Raw genomic sequence first — 22,210 nt, 5'->3', positions numbered from 1 at the left:
ATGGTTTACTGCCGTGCATTGTTTTGCTGCTGACAATTTGTTGTAAAAATGCATTTTCCCAGACATCATTCATCCTGAAAGGCCGTGTGACCGACGCAACAACGGGCGATCCGATTCCGTTTGCAAACCTTGCCGTCAAAGCTTCCTTATCCGGAACGACAACCAATTTTGACGGTTATTACCGGCTTGCCTACACGCCGCCTGCGGATTCCATTCTCATTACCTACATTGGTTACGAAAGCAGAAGCAAGGCCATTGCACCGGATTTGCCGGAACAAACCATTGATATCCAGCTTACGCCCGGTTCTCTGCAGCTGCGGGAAGTTAAAATATTTGCAGGCGAAAATCCGGCGTACACCATTCTTCGAAAAATAATTTCCAGCAAAAAGCAGAACAATCCGGAAAACCTCAATGCGTACGAGTACGAAAGCTATAACAAGATCCAGATTGATATTGACAATCTTTCAGACAAGTTCAGAAACAGGAAATCAGTAAGAAAACTGACGCACATTGTGGATCAGTACGATCAGGTGAAAGGTGAAAACGGCGAAACCGTTATTCCGATCTTTATATCCGAGTCCGTTTCAAATGTGTACTTCCGGAACAATCCGAAGAAGAAAAAAGAAGTCATCAGCAAAACCAAGGTTTCCGGCGTGGGATTGACTGACGGCAGCTTTGTTTCGCAACTGATCGGCTCGTCGTTTCAGCAATACAATTTTTATAACAACTGGCTGAACATCCTGGAAAAGGATTTTGTATCACCGGTGAGTGAAAGCTGGAAACTGTACTATGAATATTACCTTGCCGACAGTAGCTTTAACGGAAAAACATATGATTACCAGATTGATTTTGAGCCTCGTCAGGAACAGGATCTGGTTTTTACCGGATCTTTCTGGGTGGATGGAAGTACGTTTGCACTGACGCAAATGGACGCAAGCATCAGCAAAAAAGCAAACCTGAATTTTATTGAAAAGATCAAGATCCAGCAATCCTATGAACTGACGGAAGATGAAAAAAGCCGGGTACCTTCAAAAACCCGCGTACTGATCGATGTGGACGAGCCGACCAAGAAAACAGCCGGCATGCTTCTGAAATTTTATTCTTCCAATTCCGGCTTCAAAATCAGTGCAGCACGCGATGTAAAATTTTATGACACTGCCGTTGAGCTTAAGGAAGATTATGCCGAGTATGATTCCACTTTCTGGCAGAAAAACCGTCCTGAAACGCTGAGCCTGAATGAGCAGCTTTCATTTCAGCTTGTGGATTCGCTGAAAGTACTTCCGGTTGTAAAAACGTATTCCGAAATCCTCAACGTGCTTGTCAACGGGTACAAAAGGATTGCTAAATGGAACATTGACATTGGGCCATACCTTTATCTTTATGCGTATAATGCGGTGGAAGGCCACCGGTTTCGCCTGGGTTTCAAGACGGATCCGGGTTTTAGCAGAAAGTGGATCTTCAGCGGTTACGGCGCATACGGCACACGCGATCAGGCATTTAAATACGGAGCCGGACTGGACTATATCGTAGACCGCAAACCGTGGACAATGGCCGGAATTGCTTACTCCAGAGATCTGGAACGGCTTGGTGTTTCGGCTGAAACCATTGGGCCAAATACTATTTTTGGTGCATTTTCACGCTATGGCGCTTTTCGCCGGCCTTATTGGCAGGAAGATATTTCGGCTTACTTCAAACGGGAAATAATCAAAGGGCTTACGGGAAGCGTACAGATCAGGCACCGCGATTTTCGGCCGCTGTTTCCTTTTGCTTACAAGACAAATCCTGCTGCCGGCAACGAGTCGCCTTTAAAAAGTACATTTGACATTACTGAAATCAATCTGGAAGCAAGGCTGGCTGGCAAGGAAACTTTTCTGCAGAATGACAATGAAAGGATCAGCATGGGAAACGGAAATGCGCCTGCTTTTACGCTGCGTTATACGCTTGGAACAAGGAATTTCCTGGGCGGCGATTTTACTTACAACAAAGTATCGCTGAATATAAGACAGAGCTTTCGGGCCGGTGTCATCGGACGCACTTTTTATAATCTTACCCTGGGCTATATCCCGACCACGCTGCCTTATCCGTTGCTTTACACACCTTTGGGAAATGAATCGTTTTTCTATGTCGACAACGCGTATAACCTTATGCGATACTTTGAATTCATCAGCGACCGCTACATTGCGCTCCGAATGGAGCATAATTTTGAAGGCCTGGTTCTAAACCGCATACCGGCCATTCGAAAGCTGAAACTGAGAATGCTGGCAACCGGAAGGGTTTTTTACGGCAGCGTAAGTAATGCCAACCTTGCACTGACAACCACGCTGGACGAGTCGGGAAAAGAGATACAAACTTTCAGCCGACTTAAAAACAGGCCTTATGTGGAACTTGGTTACGGCATCGACAACTTTTTCAAGTCAGGACGAATTGACTTTATCCATCGCCTCACGTATCTGGGTAATCCTGATGTGACGCCGTTTGCAGTAAAGATTTCCTTCCGTTTCAATTTATAACTAAATACACTTCAGGTCTTTGGAAGAATAAGTCAGAAAAATAGTTTGTCCAACTTCCAGATCCATGCGGCTGCGGTAAAATGAAAGTTTTTCGGTTTCATTTTCGCACCGTACTTCCCAGTAATTTCCGTGAAACCGGATGTTTTCTACTCTGCCCTGCCATTTGCTTTTCTCCTTATACTTTGTAAGTTTCAGTTTTTCAGGCCGGATAAAACAGGCTTTATGGTCTTTTTTATCCGCCAGCCAGTTGATAGCTCCGGTCAGTTCGGCGACATAACTGTTCAGCGGATTATTGTAAATTTCAGAAGGCGTGCCGGCTTGAACCATATGACCATCTTTTAGAACGGCAATCCGGTCCGACCATGCAAGCGCATCCGCCGCTTCGTGCGTTACAAAAATGCAGGCCATATTATGCTTTTTACGCATGACTTCAATGGCATTGGCAAGCACCCGGCGGTTGTGGTTATCCAAATGAGCAAACGGCTCATCCAGTAAAAGTACATCCGGCTGTTCTGCAATGGCGCGAGCGATGGCCGTACGCTGTTTTTCTCCTCCGGACAACAATTTGGCTTTCTGATTTCTTACATTTTCCAGACCAGCGGTGGCAATCAGTTCCGAAACTTTTTCTTTCCGGTACTGCACTTCATAAAACCGGAGCGAGTAAGCAATGTTTTCCTCGACGGTCTGATTGGGAAAAAGCTCAAATTCCTGATGAATAAGCCGGATGGACGGATGCCCGGGAATCAGCTCGCCACCAACCGGTTTCAGCTTGTTTCCCTTAAAGAAAATATTTCCTTGCTCTGCATCCAGGAAACGTCCCATGATGCGGAGCAAAGTACTTTTTCCCGAGCCGCTTTCACCCAGAATGCCAAGCCATTCCCCGGCATGAAGTTCCAGATCAATACCAGAAAGCACCAGATTGTCACCGAAACTTTTTGATACGGCCTCCGCCTTCAGAACGGATTTTTCAGCCACCATTATTCAGCCCATGTTATTTTGTCTTCAATAGGCGTGCGGCGCGCAGGAGCTGCTGCGGCGTCATGATAACCCATAAAGTACAATCCGAGACATTTCTGGTTTTCATCCAGTTCCAGAAATTGTGAAAGCTCTTTCAGTATGCCCGGGCTGCTCCAGTACGAACCGATTCCATAGGCAGTAGCCGTAAGCCACATGTTCTGAACGGCGCATGCAACGGCTGCCACTTCTTCCCATTCGGGCAGCTTTTCCGGATGAAGTTCCGCACTGATGATAATGACGCAACCCGATCTGAGGACTTTTTCACCTGCGGCTTCATATTTGGCCTGGGAAAAAGATTCGGGAGGCGTTATCGTACGGTATCTTTCCGAAAAGAAACCTGCGAGCCGTTTCAGGCTTTCACCTTTGAATACGATGAAACGCCACGGTTCTGTCAGTTTGTGTGTCGGTGCGTAATTGGCATTTTCAAGAATCGTCCGGATGATATCGTCCGGAATTTCTTTTTGTATATAGTTCTGAGGTTGGATACTGCGTCTGCTTCTGATTATATTATTTACCGCTTCAATAGTCTGCTCCATCTTTTAATTTGTTTTTTGCTTCTGTTTTGTTCGAAACAAAGCTAGCAATATTGTTATCAATTGTGACAATCGATCTTGCCGCATTTTAAAATACACAAATATTCAGATCGTAGGATAATTTTACCAACATCCTGTGCAACTTTGCCATTGAACATATATTTTGGACTCATAAAAAATGAAATAAGCTAAATTCAACCGGTCATATTCACTTTCATTCAACCAATATACTATGCTTGTTACGACTACTCCCAATATTGAAAATAAGAAGATCATCAAATACATTGGCTTGGTAAACGGTGAAGCCATTATCGGGGCCAATTTTGTGCGCGATTTTCTGGCCGGCATCCGCGATGTGGTGGGCGGCCGTTCCGGCGCTTACGAGCAGGGACTTCGTGAAGCCAAAAGTATTGCAATCAGGGAAATGATGGATCAGGCGCAGCGACTGGGCGCCAACGCCATCATCGGTGTGGATCTTGACTTTGAAACCATTGGCGGCAACGGTTCCATGCTGATGGTCAGTGCCAACGGAACTGCTGTCTGTTACGAATAATATTTTTCAGAAAACCTGTTTTGCAATCTGCGCTACGTTGTCCGACTTTCCCATGGTATAAAAATGCAGTACCGGAACGCCGTAATCGATCAGCTCTTTGCATTGCTGGATTCCCCATTCAATCCCGACCTGGCGAACTTCCTTGTCGGAAGCGCATTTTTCCACTTCACTGACCAGTTCTTCGGGGAATTCCAGGTGAAAGATCTGAGCAAGTACCGTCAGCTGTTTTTTGGTAGCAATAGGTTTCAGCCCCGGAATGATCGGAACCGTAATGCCTTCGGCCCGGCATCTTTCCACAAACTGAAAATACTTCTTATTGTCGAAAAACATCTGGGTTACAATATAATTGGCGCCCAGTTCCACTTTCTTGCGGAGGTGTTCATAATCCATATCCATGCTGGCCGCATCAATATGTTTTTCAGGATAACCGGCCACGCCAATGCAGAAGTTCGTCGGTGACATTTCCGTTTCTGCATTCAGTAAAATGCCCTGATTCATATTACTGACTTGCTTTACAAGTTCCGAGGCATACGTATGGCCGCCGGTTTTGGCCTTGAAAACGCCCGCAGACTTTTCAGGATCGCCGCGCAACACGAGTACATTGTCAATGCCAAGATAATGCAGATCGATCAGCACATCTTCGGTCTCATCTTTTGTAAACCCGCCGCAAATGACATGCGGAACCGCATCAACATGAAAACGCTCCATTAACCTTGCACAAATCCCGACGGTTCCCGGCCGTTTACGAATGGGAATTCTTTCGATCAGGCCGTTTGGCCCTACTCTGTCGATCAGTTCTTCGCGGTGGTAAGTAACATCCACAAACGGAGGCTTGAACTCCATCAGCGGTTCAATGGAATTCAGCAATTCGTTTATATTCTGACCTTTCAAAGGAGGGATAATCTCGATGGAGAACAATGTATTGCCTGCGGCCTGATCAATGAATTCTGTTACTTTGGTCATGTAGGGAAATGGTGTGTTCTTAAAGTACAAATGAACACGTTTTAAGCGTGCAAACCTATTGAATGCACAAAAAAATGGCCTACCGCATTACAGTAGGCCATTCCACGTAAACCCTCCTCTATCAGTGTTCGTCAAAAATGTTAATGGAAGCTAACAGGGCGTCAGTTCCAAAGCAACAATTTGCTTGACTGAATACTAATAACTAAAATTCTGTGCCAAATTAGGAAACAAAGCGTTACAGAGCAATTTATATGAATTTTATTTCCATTTTTTGTAGTTACTGTTCTACAATTTTATCCAAATCAGCTAAATAGAAAATTTTATCTCCAAGAGGCTCTGAATCAGGATTGTTTCATTATTCGTCAATTGCGGGAATTCATTCCCCAAAAATCGACATTATTTAACAAGCCTTATAAAACCGGCCTTGTCATTTCAATATGCTCGATTTCATCTTCCAGATAAATGGCTCCGGACTGCCTGAAATAGAACGATTCGTAGAATTTTTTAAGATATAACTGTGCCCCTATACGTATAGGGGTTTTGCCGTAAAGCTGTTCCGCTTTCTCAATGGAAACATTCAGAAGTTCTGCACCAAACCCGCTCTTCCGCCCTTGTGCGGAAACGACAATCCGGCCAATAGACGGGTATTCATACGAAACGCCGGGCGGCACAATCCTTGAAAAAGCCATAATCTGCCCATGGAGGTAACCCGACAAATGATGGCATTTCTGATCTTTATTGTCTGCATCCAGAAAGGTGCATCTTTGCTCCACGACAAATACTTCACTGCGCAGCCGGAGAATCTGATACAGTTCTTCATTGGCAAGTTCATCAAACGTTTGGAAACGCCAGTCCAGTTTTAAATTCATTTCAAGCTGTGTTCGGGAAGAAATATATTTTACCTGATTTTAATTGTCTTTTATAAATTTGCAGCATACTTGGCAATAAGCAAGGTATACGTAATTCAAACTTAACTACAAATACACAATAAGCATGGGAAGAGCTTATGAATATAGGAAAGCGCGGATGTTCAAGCGCTGGGATAAAATGGCCAAAACGTTTACCCGGATCGGAAAAGATATCGTCCTTGCCGTAAAAAGCGGTACAGCCGACCCGGATACCAATGCCCGGCTCCGCGTACTTCTTCAGAATGCACGGGCGGCAAACATGCCGAAGGAAACCATAGAAAGAGCGATCAAAAGAGCTTCATCCAAAGACCAGGAAGATTACAAGGAAATGGTGTACGAAGGTTACGGACCGCACGGTGTGGCCATTCTGGTGGAAAGCACCACTGACAATCCGGTGCGTACGGTTGCCAATGTCAGAAGCTATTTCAACAAACTGGGCGGCAGCCTCGGAACCATGGGCATGCTGGATTTCATCTTTGACAGGAAGTGCATTTTCAAAGTAAAAAATACAGGAAACAAAGATCTGGAAGAACTTGAATTTGAACTGATCGACGTAGGCGGCGAAGAGGTTTTCCTGGATGAAGAAACCAATCTGATCAACATTTACGGTGAATTTACCGCATTCGGCGCATTACAGCATTTTCTCGAAGACAACGGATATGAAATCGTGGAAGCTGATTTCGAGCGCATACCGAGCGATACCAAAACCCTGAGCGAAGAAGAAGCTGCCGAGGTTGAAAAACTGATTGAAAAAATTGAAGAAGATGACGACGTTCAGCGCGTTTATCACAACATGGCCTGATCCTGACTAGTAAATAGCCCGGATCTCATGCTGTTTCTTCATAAAATCAAATGTACTGCCGGCTTCTTTTCCCAGAAGAGAATGGCCGACAGGCGACGAAGATGAGACTGCGATCACAGTCTCATCTTCTATTTTTACCACGCCGAGACTCACTGCAATAAAAAACCATCCGGCGGAAGTTTCCAGCAACGAACCGACTGCACTGCGCTGCGAAGTTTCGGACTCACCGATTTTTTCCAGCAGCAGCCTTTCCTGCCTGACCTGTTCGTACTGGCGTGCATGCATGTTGCGGTCGAGCTGGCCCATAGACCGCGAAGTTTCATATTTGTCACCCATAGAACTTTTTCCCTGATCATTGGCTGAATCCTGTGCTGCCTGCATGGCGTTCCAGGCGACCATCATACGTTCTTCCAGCAAGGCTTTCAAATAAACAACAAGTGCGGTTTTGTTCATAAAATCTGGATAAAGGTTACAGAACGGCAACCATTCTGAAACGGCTTTTGACGGTAAAGTTAAAGGGGCATTGCCATATTCAACAACAAAAATTCAATTTCCTGTTCCCTTTGACGGCTTCCTTGTTATCTTTGCAAAACTTTCCAGAACACCAGCAATGACAAAACTTTCGGTCCGGCACTTACTTGGAATTAAAAACCTGAACGAGAATGACATTCAAACCATACTAGACACAGCGGCTCAGTTTAAGGAAGTCATCAACCGGCCTATCAAGAAAGTTCCTTCACTCAGAGACATTACGATCGCCAACGTTTTTTTTGAAAATTCCACGCGTACACGGCTTTCTTTCGAGCTTGCGGAGAAAAGACTTTCGGCGGATGTAGTCAATTTTTCAGCTTCCGGCAGCTCCGTTACCAAAGGTGAAACGCTGCTCGATACCGTCAATAATATTCTGGCGATGAAAGTGGACATGATCGTGATGCGCCACAGCAGTCCGGGCGCGCCGCATTATCTTTCCACACGTATTCCTGCCAATGTTGTAAATGCCGGTGACGGTACGCACGAGCACCCGACGCAGGCATTGCTGGATGCATTTTCCATGCGTGAAAAACTGGGTGACCTGGCCGGAAAAAAAATCGCTATCATCGGCGATATCACGCATTCCAGAGTTGCATTGTCCAATATTTTCTGTCTTCAGAAACTCGGAGCGGAAATAATGGTCTGCGGCCCTTCCACCCTGATCCCGAAACATCTGGACGAACTGGGCGTAAAGATCAGCCACAATGTAAAAGAAGCGCTGGCCTGGTGCGATGTGGCCAATGTGCTTCGCATTCAGCTTGAAAGACAACAGATCAAGTATTTTCCTTCATTGCGCGAGTACTCGCTTTATTACGGAATTAATAAAGCCATGCTTGACGACCTGAACAAGGAAATTGTGCTGATGCATCCCGGCCCGATCAACCGGGGCGTGGAACTGTCCTCGGATGCAGCCGATTCACCGCATTCCATTATTTTAGACCAGGTTGAAAACGGGGTTGCCGTACGTATGGCTGTACTTTATTTGCTTGCCCAGCAATAAAGCTGACTTTCCAGTTTCGGTTTTCAAGATATTTCCTGTTTAAAAAAGGTGCAGCCTATAAATTCCGGATTGGAAATATAACAATTGCAATAAAATTTTATCTTTACTGCAATACGCTATCCATTAAAATCAAACCCCATGGCTTTTACCGACGGAATGCTTCGCGACGGAGCATTGGAAAACAAAACGATTATTGTAACCGGCGGCGGAACGGGACTGGGCAAATCCATGGCCTCTTACTTCCTGAAACTCGGTGCAAACATTGTGATATGCAGCCGGCGTATGGAAGTGCTGGAAAAAACAGCGAACGAGTTGATCGAAACCATTGGCGGAAATGTGCTTGCCATTCCGTGTGATGTACGCCAGACTGAACAGATTGAAAATGTCATAGCAAAATCCATTGAAAAATTCAGCCGTGTGGACGGCTTGGTCAATAATTCAGCCGGGAATTTTATAAGTCCGACGGAAAAGCTTTCCTACAAAGCAGTGGATACCGTTGTGGATATTGTTTTGCGCGGGACTTACTATTTTACGCTGGCACTTGGCAAATACTGGATTGAAAATAATATTAAAGGAACCGTTCTGAATATTTCCACGACTTACGCCTGGACGGGTTCCGGCTGGGTCGTTCCGTCGGCTATGGCCAAGGCCGGCGTACTCGCCATGACGAAATCGCTGGCATTTGAATGGGCATCGCACGGTATCCGTCTGAATGCCATTGCGCCCGGGCCATTTCCTACAAAGGGTGCCTGGGACCGGCTTTTTCCGGAAGAACTTGCCAAAAAATTTTCTTTTGAAAACCGGATTCCGCTTCAACGGGTCGGCAATCATCAGGAACTTGCCAATCTGGCCGCCTATTTGATGTCGGATTACTCGGCATACATGACGGGAGAAGTCATTACGCTCGACGGAGGCGAAATTCTTTCAGCAGGCCAATTCAATTTTCTGAGAGAAGTAACTGACGATCAATGGAATGCTATTGAATCCCAGACAAAAAATGCAGGCCGGAGCAGCAAGAATCCGGAATAAAAATTTTCTTACCGTTTTATTGGGTAATTTTACCTGTTCATTCGTTATTTCTCAAATGATGAAAACACGTATATGAGAACCAGATTTAGCCTTTGCATTTATATATTGTCGGTGATGGTCATGGCCGGGTGCGCTTCGTCGAACAAGACTGCAAAGCAACTGCCGGAAGCACAGGTACGGCCGTCGCAACAGTCTGCTCCGGTAAATGAAGAACTTTCGCTTATTTCCATTCAGAGCAAATATCTTTTAAAAGATACAACGCAGACCAAAGTTTTCCTGTATGTGGATGCATATAAAGGAAAAAACCCGATGGCTGCGGAAGAATTTACAAAATTATACAACCTGAATTATGTAATCTATTCCGATTACGGGACAAGAGAACGCCTGGGTTACGGAAATGTAAAACTCGATTCGTCCAATGTTTCCCGGGTTGGCGACAAGATTGTAATCGCTTACGATATCAAAAGCCCGAACAAGGATTACGGCGTTCTGCTGAGCGAAATCAGTCAGGCCGGAACACTGAAAAAAGTACTGAACGACCTTACAATCCGGTTTAAGAAGCAGGATGTAAATGTTACCTACGGTGTTTATACGGCAGCCAGCCAGCAACCTTTACAACGCCATTACGTGAATATCAATGAGCCTTTTACATTGAAAAAAGCAGATGGCAACGGTGAAAAACTGCATGTATATTATTACAATCATGATTTTGAAGCGGCAGGCTCGCCCATGAACGTGGCACAGAAAAACGTGAGCAAATCGCTGGAAGTGGACAGTACTTTCATGATCAACTCCAATGAAACGCTGCAATTTGCCAAAGAAGGACTTTATAATATCTTTTCTGATACAACACAATCCGAAGGACTTGGCCTGCTGGTTGTAAATGAGCGTTTTCCAAAGCTGACACAACCGCAACTGCTGCTCGGCCCGCTGCTTTACATGAGCACGAACAACGAGATCAATGAAATGAAAAAGGCCGAGGATTATAAAAAAACTTTGGATAAATACTGGCTTACGCTGATGAACGGAAATGCACCGCTTGCACAACAATCCATCCGGTCATTTTACAGGCGCGTGGAAGAAGCCAATCAGCTTTTCACAACGTATAAAGAGGGCTGGAAAACAGATAAGGGAATGATTTACATCGTTCTGGGATCGCCGGATAAAGTGCAGCGCAGCAAAGACCGTGAAGTCTGGACGTATGACCAGCGGGGCAATGCTCAGAACGTCAATTTTACATTTAATCGCAAAAACAATCAATTTGTGGATGATCATTATGAACTGGTTCGCTATGCCGAATACCAGCCTATTTGGTATCCAGTAGTAGAAGCATGGAGAAACGGAAGTATACGGTAAGAAAACCCGCCCCAAGACAGTCCCAGGCCGATATGGTTTTTGGTACGCAATCGGTACTTGAAACCCTGCGTTCGGGCAAGGAAATAGAACGTCTGTTCATTCAGCGTGAATTCGGATTAGCTGAAATCGAGAAACTGGCCAAGGAAATGGGCGTTCCTTTTCAGCGCGTGCCGGTTGAAAAGCTGAATCGTGTAACACGTAAAAATCATCAGGGCGTTATTGCGTTTGTATCCCCTATTCAGTACATGCCACTGCATAATGTATTGACACAGGTTTACGAAGAAGGAAAAACGCCGCTTTTACTTTTGCTTGACAGGGTTACGGATGTTAGAAACTTCGGCGCTATTGCCCGAACAGCCGAATGCGCAGGCGTACAGGCGCTTATCGTTCCCATGAAAGGCGGTGCGCAGATCAATGCGGATGCCATGAAAACTTCATCCGGTGCATTGAATTTCCTGCCCGTTTGCCGTGAACCAAACCTGTACGAAACCCTTTTGTATTTGAGAAACAGCGGCCTGCAGATCATCGCCTGTACTGAAAAAACAGATAAATCACTTTACGATATTGACTTTTCCATTCCGACTGTCATCATTATGGGCTCGGAAGAAGACGGGATTTCCAAAGAATTTATACAGCTTGCCGACAGCGGCGCAAGAATCCCGTTGATCGGGCAAGTGGAATCGCTGAATGTTTCCGTGGCCAGTTCAATTGTTTTGTACGAGGCTGTAAGGCAACGAATCAAATAAATTTCTTGAAATCATAAAGCACCTGAACCGGCGCTGGATTGCATCTCCTTTAAGCACGTCAGGTTTTTATTTATTATTTTCTTTTGCTTTGAAATAACAAAAAGCCCCGGAACATCAGCTGTTCCGGGGCTTTGCTATTTGAATGATATTTTTTTTTACTGCCGGAAACTTTTCATGATCCAGCCTCCGCCGATTACATCGTCGCCTTCATAAAATACCGCCGCCTGTCCGGGCGCAATGCCATTTACGCCGTCATGAAAACGGGCTACAATTCTGTCCGGCTCTGTTTGTTCAATTAACGCCGGCGTTCCGTCGTGTTTGTATCGTACTTTGGTGATTGTTTCAAGCGGTTTTTCAATGGATGCATATTTTTGCAGATTCAGCTTGCTGACGTTCATGCCGTCGCGGAACAAGTCCGGCAAATCGCCCAAAACCACTTCATTCGTTTCTTTGCGTATTTCGGTTACAAAAGCCGGTTTTCCCAACGCGATGCCAAGTCCTTTACGCTGACCAACGGTATAAAACGGATAACCTTCATGCTTTCCTACAATCGTTCCGTCTTCAAAAACGAAATTGCCACCAGCCACTTCCTGTTCAAGACCCGGGATTCTTCTTTTTAGAAATCCGCGGTAATCGTTATCCGGTACAAAGCAGATTTCATAGCTTTCCGATTTATTAACGAGATCAATAAACCCTCTTTCGCGAGCCATTTCCCTGATTTCGGATTTATGCAAATAACCTAACGGCAACTTGGTTCTTGAAAGGCTTTCCTGCGAAACGCCCCAAAGCACATAACTCTGATCTTTCCAGCTGTCAATTCCTTTTGAAACATAATAACGGCCGTCGTTGAACTGCATATTGGCATAATGTCCGGTAGCAATGAATTCACAGTCCAGCCGGTCTGCACGTTTTAGAAGCGCATCCCATTTAATGTGTGTATTGCACAAAACACACGGATTCGGCGTACGTCCTTCAAGGTATTCCCCTGTAAAATGATCAATGACATAATCGCCGAATTCGGTTCTGATATCGAGAATATAATGCGGGAATCCCAGTTCAACGGCAATGTTCCGGGCGTCGTTGATGGAGTCAAGCGAGCAGCAGCCGGTTTCTTTTTTGGTACCGCCGCTGCTGGCGTAATCCCAGGTTTTCATCGTCATGCCGATGACTTCATAACCTTGTTCATGTAACATGACAGCTGCAAGCGAGCTGTCGATGCCGCCACTCATGGCGACGAGAATTCGTCCGTGTTTGCTCATTTCTGTAATCTGCGAAGGTTGAATGCCTTCCGATTTTGATTGATTTAAATTAAAGAAGTAACAGCTTTCATCCGCTGAATGGTTCTGCAAAGGTAGGATTAATCTTTCAGGAAAGTCCTATTTTCACGCATTCACCTGACGGATCACGTTTTTGATGTTGAGTTCAATAATGTCCGTCATGCTTTCGCATTTATGATAATGGCTGTCAGCATAATGCCTGAAAAGCCCTTCCCGGAGCTGATGAATGTTTTCTATCGTGGAAATATTGTCTTTTTTGGAAACATCGCGCAGTTCCTTCAAGCGGTGTTTTTCACTTCTGGCCTGATACATAATCGACGATTGCTCTTCCTGCTGATACTGCAGAACCGTTTTATCCGTCAAATGTTCCATGGCCAGTTCCACATACGGGCGGTTTTCCTTGAAAAACTGCGGCATGTATACTTTCAGATTGCCTTCATAAAACTGCTGGTCAAAATCAATGGCGCGTAAACGGAACTGAAAATCATCGAAATCGGGCGTGATCTGCATCACGAAATTATACGCACGCATATCGCCCAGCAGCGTAATCATGCAGCGTTCGTTGAACTTTACGAACTCCTTTGCAATGCGGATCGGATTGTAATCGGTATGGCCCAAGCGTGATTTCGCAAATTCATCACCCGGAATGCCGGCAATATGTTCTTCAATGAGGCTGTCGCCGTCGACAAGATAATTAACCTGATTAGGCGAAAAAATCTCTTCCAGTTCGAGGCCGTAAATGCGCGAAGCATCGGCTTTTTTTACATAAAAATAATCGTAAATATCATTCAGCCTGTTCACGATCTTGATCCGGAAAGGATTCGAATTGCCGAACTTGCAGTAATCAATGCGGTCAATGTATTTATGCTCGACAATGCGCAGATTGCCCGAAGCTTTCAACATGGCATACGCTTTTTTCAAACCGTTATGAAGCCGTTCCATTTCATGCGGCGGATACATCGGACTTTCCCATAACGTATCTTTCCCGTTTTTATCCATAACCGGAAATGATTCGTAAAAGCCAAGCAAATCCTGATAACCGACCGGCAACTTGGCGTCCCGCTGATAAAAACGCAGATATTTCCTTAACTCGATACTGACCGGATAAATCGGTTTTTTCTTTAAAATTTTGACATCACCCTGTTCCATAGCAGGAAGTTAGCATTTAAAATGCATACTTGCACAGCGCATGGTTCTCAGCCGGCCTTAGAACGGAACAACCCGTTTCATTAAAATTTAACATTCGGCTAATACCGTTTACTCAAACTAGCCGTAATTTCCGGCTTTCAATGGAAAGAACAGCATGCGGTATAAACCGCTATAAACTGACTTTTATAAAAAATCCAATCATTCTAAAATGAAGAAGTATATTTTAACGCTTGCAGTTGGCTTACTTTGCCTGATCAATTTTGAAAGTATGTCTCAGAACAAAAACAAAGTAATCGCTCACCGCGGTGCATGGAAAAATACCGGCGCAACGGAAAACTCCATTGCTGCGCTGGAACATGCTATCAAGCTTGGATGTTACGGCAGTGAATTTGACGTGCATATGTCGGCGGATTCAGTCCTTTATGTACTGCACGATCATGAAATCCAAGGAACGCATCTTGAAAAAACCACTTCTGCCGAGCTTTCCAATATCAAACTGGCAAACGGCGAAAGCCTTCCGACGCTGGAAGCGTATCTGAAAGCCGGTTCCAAACAGAAAAAGACGAGGCTTATTCTGGAGATCAAAACTTCTTCCATGGGAAAAGAGCGTTCGCTTGCGCTGGCAACCAAATGCGTTGAAATGGTCAAAAGAATGAAAGCCGAGAAAATAACGGACTACATTGCCTTCGATTTTGACGTTTGTAAAAAAGTAAAAGAACTTGCGCCCAAAGCGCATGTGGAATACCTGAACGGAGACAAAACACCTGAAGAAATTGCTGCCGCCGGACTGGACGGAATGGATTATCATTTCAGTGTTTACAAAAGAAAAGAAGATTACATTGCTGCCATGCGCCAGCAAAAACTGATCACAAATGTGTGGACTGTAAACGACGAAGCGACCATGAAATGGTTTCTGGAAAAAGACGTTGACTTTATCACCACCAACGAGCCCGAACTGCTGCTTGGCTTAACAAAGCAGAATTGATCCTCCTGACTGAATATTCCTGAACCCTTTTTCAGTTATTAGTTTGCCTGTATTTTTCGATAGCGGCCTTGATGCGCCCAGTCCGATTGGCCGGGCTCGGATGCGTGCTCATGAATTCAGCAGAACGGTTTCCGCCTGACGCTTCTTCCAGCACTTTCATAACATCCAGCAATGCTTCGGGATTATAACCGGCATCCAGCATGAACTTTACGCCAAAATCATCGGATTCCAGCTCATCGTCACGTCCGTAACTCAGATTAACAAGATTGGCTACATACTGTGCAGTCTGAGCCGTGGTATAGTCGCCGCCGGCAACGCCCGCAGCGCCGGCCAGTCCGCGTAAAAGGTTCGTTTTTGCCATTTGCTCGGCAGAATGCCTGCCAATGACATGTCCTATTTCGTGACCTAAAACGCCTGCAATCTGGTCTTCGGATTTCAGTTTTTTGAGCAAGCCCATGGTAATAAAAATCTGTCCGCCGGGAACAGCAAAAGCATTCACGGTATTGGGATCAGCCAGAACGTGAAAATCAAATTTATACGGAGATTTGTCGGCATGGGTTGCCAGAACCAGTTTTTGTCCGATGGCTTTTACCTTATTCTGCTCTTCCTGATTTTTATAAAGTCCGCCGAATTCGGCTGCCATCTGCGGCGCGGATTGCAGCCCGAGCTGCACTTCTTCTTCCGGCGACATGCTTACACGCTGCTTTCTACCCGTTACAGGATTTACCTGCGTTTTACTGAAATAATTGAATAACGTTATCAGAACGACAATAAGGGCAAAGATTAATCTGGCGCCGAATTTGAACATTTAAAATTTCCATTAAGTGAAATTCCGGTGTTTCTGCAAAATGCATACCAAACGTAAACCTTGTATTTTTACCCGATCCTTGCCGTCTGAAGCTGCCCGTTAGTTTCCTGCCAGGCGCGGATTACTTGCGTAAGCTGCTTGTATTCAATCAGAAATCCGTCGTGACCGTACAAAGAATCAATTTCCTGAAAAACAGCATCGGGAATATGTCTTGCCAGGAACTGCTGTTCGGATAAAGGAAAAAGAAGGTCCGATTTGATTCCCAGAACCAGCGTTTTGGCTTTTACAAGTCCCAGTGCATGCACGATCCCGCCACGATTCCTGCCGACATTATGCGAATCCATAATTTTGGAAAGCACCCAGTAGGAAAATGCATTGAAGCGTTTCACAAATTTATCGCCCTGATACTGCTGATACGAAGATGCCCGGAAATCATCAATCTGATCCGGATTGTCGCGTGCCTGCGTAAAATTATAGGTATCGTAATTCCGGTACGATAACAGTGCAATGGACCTTGCAGCGCGCATGCCCATACTGCCCGCGTCTTCATGATCTTCTGCGTAAGTTGGATCAGCGGCGATAGCCATCCGCTGCGATTCATTGAATGCAATTCCCCACGGAGAATGCAGCGCATTGGAAGCAATCAGGATCAGTTCTTCACAAAGGTCTGGCACTTCCACCGCCCATTCCAGTGCCTGCTGGCCGCCGAGCGAGCCGCCGATACAGATTTTGATCTTACGAATTTCCAGTTCCTGCCTCAGCAGTTCCATCGCGCCGACCACATCGCGAACGGTTACAGTCGGGAAATTGCGGTAATAAGGTTCACGCGTTTTCGGATTAATGGAAAGCGGCCCCGTTGAGCCATAGGCAGAACCGATTACGTTGACGCAAATGATAAAGTATTTTGCAGGATTAAAGTATTTGTCCTCTCCTACCAGCCCGTCCCACCATTCGGCAACGTTGGAGCTTCCTGTCAGTGCATGGCAAACCCATACAATATTGCTGTCGTCTGCATTCCTTTCGCCATAAGTTGTATAAGACAGTTCAAAGCCTGGCAATTCGCCTCCTATTTCCAGAAAATAGGGATATGGATATTTAAAGATCTTTTGTTCCGCTTGCATAAGTGCCAAAGCACAAAGGTTGATTCAAAAATAAATATGCTGCGTTCCATGCATGGCATAAAAAGCAGCCTGAGCAACTGAAAAATTGATTTTCAATTGTAGATGCGAGATTAAAGCCATCCGGCTTACGGAAATTTCTAACAGTAAGTTCACACGAATTGAGTTTATATCTCCTAATAACTTAGGTGGGAATTAGCACCTTTCTCCAAATGGTAGCAGGTTGCCAGAGGTTCATTGAGCCCATTCTCTCGCCTCTTCTTTATAAATCAATCGCTGATAAAAGTGAAGCAATTGACTTGATGGTGCAATATTAAGTGCCGGTGCCTGAAAATGCAAATAAAAGCGCAATTACTATTTTGAACCAATAAGGACGGTTTTATCTTTGCCGGCCAACGATTCCATGTTTCAATGAAAAATTATCCGATTGTATTTCTATTGTTGTTTATTGCTCACATTTCTCTTTCCCAAAGCATAGAACCTTCTCCCGAAAACATTTCCCGCCATATCCGGAAACTTGCTTCCGACAAAATGAAAGGCCGGGGAACCGGAAGCCGGGAAAATGACAAAGCATCGGAATACGTAAAGAAACAGTTTAAAAAATACGGACTTCAGCCAAAAGGCACTCATGGATTTTATCAGCCTTTTACAGCAAAAGTAAGGCGCGTAACGGTTTCGGACAGTATCTGGCAAACGAGAAATGTCATCGGTTTTCTGGACAACGGAGCTGCATATACCATCATCATCGGGGCGCATTTTGACCATCTCGGGCTGGGCAGACAAGGAAGTTCGAAAGCGGAAAAACCGAAAGGCCAGATTCACAACGGCGCCGACGACAATGCTTCCGGAGTGGCCGGCCTGCTTGAACTGGCGAGGTATTTCTCAAAAAATGATGTGAAGGAATCATGTAATTTTCTGTTTATCGCCTTTGGCGCAGAAGAATTGGGCCTGCTGGGTTCCCGGCATTTTGTAAACAATCCGACGATTCCACTGGATAAAGTAAATTTTATGTCCAATATGGATATGATTGGCCGGTACGACCCGAACCGCGGCGTTGGCATCGGAGGCTTTGGTACCAGTGAAGAATGGCCGGCTGTTTTCAAGGACGTAACGGGTAAAATCAAATTTTTTACAGATCGGGCAGGAAGCGGCGGCTCCGATCACGGATCTTTTTATGCAAAGCAAATCCCGGTTTTGTTCTTTCATACCGGCGGCCATGACGATTATCACAAACCTACGGATGATCCGGAAAAGATTGATACTGAAGCAGAAGCCGGCATCCTTGCCGTCCAGATCAGGCTGATTGAAAATGCCATGAAATTTCCAAAATTGACGTTTACCGAAGTAAAGTAGAAATTTATAAAACTATTGAATCTTGAAATGTAAACATATTTTACAAAGATATTCTTACATTTATAACTTTATAAACAGAAACACAAAGAGCCGGCAATGATCTTTACAGGTTTTGAAAAAATGAATATTGCTGGTTAAGCAGCAGATACTATATTTTCCGAACTGGCGAAATGCGGATAATTTGTTCTGATTCCAATATTAATGTTAGAATTTTCCGGAGACAACTTCATTCAATAGAAAATATTTTTAATACCTTGGTATTGCCAACCCCCATTTGCGATTTACATGAAACTTCCTATCTACCAGATTGACGCCTTTACCGACAAGCTTTTTTGTGGAAACCCTGCAGCAGTTGTTCCGTTAACCGAATGGCTTTCGGATGAATCAATGCTTCAGATTGCTGCCGAAAATAATCTGGCCGAAACGGCCTTTTATGTGCCGACTGAAACGGGGTTCCATATCCGCTGGTTTACACCGGCTGTAGAAGTCGATCTTTGCGGGCATGCCACACTTGCAACGGCTTACGTCATTTTCAATATTCAAGGCTACGAAGGACAGGTGATCCGTTTCAGCTCCCGGTCCGGCGAACTGATCGTTGAATGCAAGGAAGACTGGCTCACGCTGAACTTTCCCGTAGATCATTTCCAGGTTGCCGTTCCGCCTCCTGCTTTGATGGAAAGCCTTAATTCGACCACCATGCTGGAAGTTTACAAAGGCAAAAGCGATTATCTGGTTGTACTGGAATCCGAAGAAGCTGTGCAAAATCTCGACTTTGATATCATTGTTCTTTCCACCATTCCGGCGAGAGGAATCATTGTTACTGCTGCCGGCAACGATGTGGACTTTGTTTCAAGATTTTTTGCACCGCAATCCGGAATTGACGAAGATCCCGTAACAGGTTCTGCGCACACGACATTGATTCCATATTGGGCGGAAAAACTTTCAAAAAACAAACTGACAGCAAAACAGCTTTCCAAACGCGGCGGATACCTAAAATGCGAGTTGGACGGAGAACGCGTTCTGATTGGCGGCCAGGCAAAACTGTACCTGCGGGGTGAAATCCTGGTGGATTGAAATTCCCGATCAGCTTTCTTTATTACGCATCAGTTTGGTCCGCTGTCCTGCATACAGGCCGGCTATCACGAGTACGGTTCCTGCTATTGTATAAATGGTAACGGGTTCCGACATAAGCCACCATGCAAAAAAGAATCCGAACAGCGGACACAGAAACAGCCATAAAGAAGCCCGGACTGTATCGATTCGCAACAAATAAAACCAGCATATCAACCCTATAATTGAAACGGCAAGGCTAAGCCATAATACAGAAAACCAGAAACGCTGATCCCATGCAGTTGCCGAAAAGTCAGTGATGAAAAAAGTGGCAGGAAGAAGGAAAATTCCGCCCAGAAAAACCTGCCATCCGTTAATAAGCAGGTTGGGCAATGTCCATTTTACGGTTGCATAGTAAACACTTGCTGCGGAAACGGCAACCATACTAATCAGAAGCAACGCAATGCCGCCCAGCGTCGTGTAACTATCCGCCAAAAGCGGGTAAGTGGCAATGCCGACACCGGCCATTCCAAGAATAATTCCCAGCCATTCATTGGTTCCCGGCCGTCTTTTCAGCCACCAGGCAGACAATAAAACGATAATCAGCGGATTTACTGAAACGGCAAGGCTGCCGATTCCGGCTGCGGTATATTTCATGGCATACACGTAGAGGCCCAGATAAAGCGTTGTATTTAAAAATCCGAAAAGTGCCAGCTGTTTCCATTCATTTTTGTCGGGCAAACGATAGGATTTGTCTTTTCCGAACAGATAGGAAAACGAAAGCAGCAGAATGCCGGCTATAAAAAACCGGATGTTGGCCAGGATCAGCGGAGCAGCAGATTGTACACCAAATTTGGTAGCCACAGAAGCAGAAGACCATAATATGGAAAATAGAATTCCGGTTGCAATATTTTTCACACTTCTAATTATTATGCGCCAAAAATACGTGATGCATTTCGGCTTCCGCTTTCACTTTTTATATTTTTGGGCATGATTAGCAAAAAAAATGCAAGTTACATCCTGGCGATTCTTTTTACCGGATTGTATTTTCCTTCATTTTCCCAAAGCCAGTGGACATATGATTTTAATAACGCCCTTCTTCCTATCGAAAATGCCGGACCGGCGCTGAAACCACTCGGGCAGGCAGGCCAGTTTATAAAGGAAAAGATCCCGGGATCCGATGATTTGAGCCGAACCACTTACCGGTTTGAAAAAAACAGCGGTCTTCAGTTCAACAACTCCGAAGCAAAAGGGTTTCTGAACAAGTCATTTACGGTTGAGATTTATTTCAAACTGGACGAGCTCGACAGCTGGAAACGTGTTCTGGACTTCAAGAACAGAAAAAGCGATTACGGCAGTTACATATATGATGGAAAACTGAACTTTTACGATTTTGCAATTGGTGAAAAAGCGCCGGTAAAAGCGAACCAATACGTGCATTACGTCTATTCGCGCGATTTTGAAACCAAGATCATTAAAATGTATATCAACGGCCAGTCCAAGCTGGAATTCAAGGACCCGGGTACGGAAGGAATGCTGGACAATGATCAGGTTCTCAATTTTTTTCAGGATGATCTGATTGCAAACCACGAATCAAGTGCCGGCTCTATTGCGCTCATCCGTGTTTATGACCGCGTGATGACGCCTGTTTTTATCCGACGGAGCTATCAGACGATTAGTAAAGATTACAAGGAAACTGCAAAATCCGAAGATGAAAAGCCGGAAGTGACGGCATCCGCGCCGGAGAAGCCTGTCAAAAACAACCGCAATCTTGTGAATGTGACCGGCCGTGTCTACGATGGCAAAAATCTGAAACCGGTTAATGATGCCGAAGTAACTGTCAGAAAAAGTGTGAACGATTCACTGGTTGCACTGGCTAAAACGGTGAACGGCATTTACAAATTCGAACTTACGCCCTTTGAGTCTTACAAAATATCGGCACAGGCAAATGGTTTCCAGTCCCGGAGCATTGCGGTTAAAACGTCCAACCGCTACGAAGAAGTCAAATCGCTGATCAGCCTTTCAGCCGAAACTTACGATGCTCCTTTAAAGACTTTGTATTTCACACAAAGTACGGAAGTGCTGGAAGATGAAGCACTTTCCGAGATCGATTCCATTGTTTCCTATTTTCAAAGAAGGCCGGACCTGAAGATTATTCTGAAAGGACATACGGACAATACCGGCAATTTCGAGAAGAATCTGGACTTATCCAGAAAACGCGTTGAAACGATTAAAACGTATCTGACGGGCAAAGGGATTCCTGAAAACCGGATTGAAGGAGCTGGTTACGGTCCGGCACAACCAAATAAAGTAAATCAGTCCGAAACTCAGAAAAAATCCAACCGCCGCGTGGAAGTATGGGCAGAGCCTGTAAAAAGATAAAGCCATCTCACTGAGACGGCTTTATACTGACTATTCCTAAACCCTTAACCTTTTCTTATCTTTTATAACCTAAAAGTTGCTAAATAAATTCGTTTCAGGATACTCGAATTCAGATAAATCAACTCTGTATATTTTCTTTA

The 22,210-nt window shown here is 44.9% G+C and carries 21 protein-coding genes and 1 riboswitch; of the genes, 11 read left to right on the top strand and 10 right to left on the bottom strand.

From position 1 onward, the window contains the following. The first annotated feature begins 86 nt into the window (after positions 1–86). Positions 87–2,510 (top strand): DUF5686 family protein, encoded by a 2,424-nt coding sequence (locus FEM55_RS10200; RefSeq protein WP_229209188.1) that lies wholly within the window; start codon positions 87–89, stop codon positions 2,508–2,510. Here FEM55_RS10200 and FEM55_RS10195 read toward each other — a convergent pair whose 3' ends face one another. Next, entirely contained in the window at positions 2,511–3,488 is a 978-nt protein-coding gene (locus tag FEM55_RS10195) for an ABC transporter ATP-binding protein (RefSeq protein WP_138281218.1), read from the bottom strand. Next, complete coding sequence (locus FEM55_RS10190) at positions 3,488–4,063, bottom strand: nitroreductase family protein (protein ID WP_138281217.1); 576 nt, start codon at positions 4,061–4,063, stop codon at positions 3,488–3,490. The genes FEM55_RS10195 and FEM55_RS10190 overlap by 1 nt, the downstream gene beginning before the upstream one ends. 229 nt (positions 4,064–4,292) lie before the next feature. Between FEM55_RS10190 and FEM55_RS10185 the strand changes: the two genes are divergently transcribed. Further along, positions 4,293–4,613, top strand: coding sequence for a heavy metal-binding domain-containing protein (locus tag FEM55_RS10185; protein WP_138281216.1), 321 nt, complete (start codon positions 4,293–4,295; stop codon positions 4,611–4,613). A gap of 6 nt (positions 4,614–4,619) precedes the next feature. Here FEM55_RS10185 and metF read toward each other — a convergent pair whose 3' ends face one another. Then, positions 4,620–5,576 (bottom strand): methylenetetrahydrofolate reductase [NAD(P)H], encoded by a 957-nt coding sequence (gene metF, locus FEM55_RS10180; protein WP_138281215.1) that lies wholly within the window; start codon positions 5,574–5,576, stop codon positions 4,620–4,622. Between the two features lie 410 nt (positions 5,577–5,986). Beyond that, positions 5,987–6,445 (bottom strand): GNAT family N-acetyltransferase, encoded by a 459-nt coding sequence (locus tag FEM55_RS10175; protein WP_138281214.1) that lies wholly within the window; start codon positions 6,443–6,445, stop codon positions 5,987–5,989. Between the two features lie 124 nt (positions 6,446–6,569). Between FEM55_RS10175 and FEM55_RS10170 the strand changes: the two genes are divergently transcribed. Beyond that, positions 6,570–7,286, top strand: coding sequence for a YebC/PmpR family DNA-binding transcriptional regulator (locus tag FEM55_RS10170; RefSeq protein WP_138281213.1), 717 nt, complete (start codon positions 6,570–6,572; stop codon positions 7,284–7,286). A 6-nt stretch (positions 7,287–7,292) separates the two neighbouring features. On the opposite strand, the gene FEM55_RS10165 is transcribed toward FEM55_RS10170, so the two are convergent. Continuing rightward, a complete protein-coding gene (locus tag FEM55_RS10165) occupies positions 7,293–7,739 on the bottom strand; it encodes a transcription elongation factor (protein ID WP_138281212.1) in 447 nt (148 codons plus the stop codon). 157 nt (positions 7,740–7,896) lie between these two features. Between FEM55_RS10165 and FEM55_RS10160 the strand changes: the two genes are divergently transcribed. From FEM55_RS10160 to rlmB, 4 genes are all read left to right on the top strand, one after another. After that, positions 7,897–8,817, top strand: a complete 921-nt coding sequence (locus FEM55_RS10160) for an aspartate carbamoyltransferase catalytic subunit (protein ID WP_138281211.1) — start codon at positions 7,897–7,899, stop codon at positions 8,815–8,817. 138 nt (positions 8,818–8,955) lie between these two features. Further along, a complete protein-coding gene (locus FEM55_RS10155) occupies positions 8,956–9,846 on the top strand; it encodes an SDR family oxidoreductase (protein WP_138281210.1) in 891 nt (296 codons plus the stop codon). 120 nt (positions 9,847–9,966) lie between these two features. Then, positions 9,967–11,202, top strand: coding sequence for a GWxTD domain-containing protein (locus FEM55_RS10150; RefSeq protein WP_138281668.1), 1,236 nt, complete (start codon positions 9,967–9,969; stop codon positions 11,200–11,202). Further along, positions 11,178–11,948 carry a 23S rRNA (guanosine(2251)-2'-O)-methyltransferase RlmB gene (rlmB, locus tag FEM55_RS10145; protein ID WP_138281209.1) on the top strand — a complete coding sequence of 257 codons (771 nt, stop codon included), beginning with the start codon at positions 11,178–11,180 and terminating at the stop codon, positions 11,946–11,948. The genes FEM55_RS10150 and rlmB overlap by 25 nt, the downstream gene beginning before the upstream one ends. 155 nt (positions 11,949–12,103) lie before the next feature. Here the strand turns inward: rlmB and mnmA are convergent, their stop codons facing one another. Both mnmA and FEM55_RS10135 read right to left on the bottom strand, forming a co-directional pair. Further along, positions 12,104–13,207 (bottom strand): tRNA 2-thiouridine(34) synthase MnmA, encoded by a 1,104-nt coding sequence (gene mnmA, locus FEM55_RS10140; protein WP_138281208.1) that lies wholly within the window; start codon positions 13,205–13,207, stop codon positions 12,104–12,106. 123 nt (positions 13,208–13,330) lie between these two features. Continuing rightward, positions 13,331–14,374 carry a hypothetical protein gene (locus FEM55_RS10135; protein ID WP_138281207.1) on the bottom strand — a complete coding sequence of 348 codons (1,044 nt, stop codon included), beginning with the start codon at positions 14,372–14,374 and terminating at the stop codon, positions 13,331–13,333. A 208-nt stretch (positions 14,375–14,582) separates the two neighbouring features. Between FEM55_RS10135 and FEM55_RS10130 the strand changes: the two genes are divergently transcribed. After that, positions 14,583–15,359, top strand: a complete 777-nt coding sequence (locus FEM55_RS10130) for a glycerophosphodiester phosphodiesterase (protein WP_138281206.1) — start codon at positions 14,583–14,585, stop codon at positions 15,357–15,359. A gap of 31 nt (positions 15,360–15,390) precedes the next feature. Here FEM55_RS10130 and FEM55_RS10125 read toward each other — a convergent pair whose 3' ends face one another. Next, positions 15,391–16,167, bottom strand: a complete 777-nt coding sequence (locus FEM55_RS10125; RefSeq protein WP_138281205.1) for a M48 family metalloprotease — start codon at positions 16,165–16,167, stop codon at positions 15,391–15,393. Positions 16,168–16,235: 68 nt separating this feature from the next. Next, on the bottom strand, positions 16,236–17,288 hold the full coding sequence (locus FEM55_RS10120; protein WP_138281667.1) for a homoserine O-acetyltransferase family protein: 1,053 nt from the start codon (positions 17,286–17,288) through the stop codon (positions 16,236–16,238). A gap of 161 nt (positions 17,289–17,449) precedes the next feature. Further along, positions 17,450–17,556: riboswitch (SAM riboswitch) on the bottom strand. 140 nt (positions 17,557–17,696) lie between these two features. Between FEM55_RS10120 and FEM55_RS10115 the strand changes: the two genes are divergently transcribed. Together FEM55_RS10115 and FEM55_RS10110 are read left to right on the top strand one after the other, a co-directional pair. Further along, positions 17,697–18,638 (top strand): M20/M25/M40 family metallo-hydrolase, encoded by a 942-nt coding sequence (locus tag FEM55_RS10115; RefSeq protein ID WP_138281204.1) that lies wholly within the window; start codon positions 17,697–17,699, stop codon positions 18,636–18,638. A gap of 285 nt (positions 18,639–18,923) precedes the next feature. Beyond that, positions 18,924–19,712: a PhzF family protein gene (locus tag FEM55_RS10110; RefSeq protein WP_138281203.1), complete on the top strand. Its 789-nt coding sequence runs from the start codon at positions 18,924–18,926 to the stop codon at positions 19,710–19,712. A gap of 9 nt (positions 19,713–19,721) precedes the next feature. Here the strand turns inward: FEM55_RS10110 and FEM55_RS10105 are convergent, their stop codons facing one another. Next, complete coding sequence (locus FEM55_RS10105; protein WP_138281202.1) at positions 19,722–20,606, bottom strand: DMT family transporter; 885 nt, start codon at positions 20,604–20,606, stop codon at positions 19,722–19,724. A gap of 72 nt (positions 20,607–20,678) precedes the next feature. On the opposite strand from FEM55_RS10105, the gene FEM55_RS10100 reads away from it, so the two are divergent. Then, positions 20,679–22,070, top strand: a complete 1,392-nt coding sequence (locus FEM55_RS10100; protein ID WP_138281201.1) for an OmpA family protein — start codon at positions 20,679–20,681, stop codon at positions 22,068–22,070. The last annotated feature ends 140 nt before the right edge of the window (positions 22,071–22,210 follow it).

Origin of the sequence: Dyadobacter sediminis, assembly GCF_005860765.1 — a bacterium.
GTDB lineage: Bacteria > Bacteroidota > Bacteroidia > Cytophagales > Spirosomataceae > Dyadobacter > Dyadobacter sediminis.
Note: the sequence above shows the minus strand (reverse complement) of the source record. Positions and strands in the feature narration are given on the sequence as shown.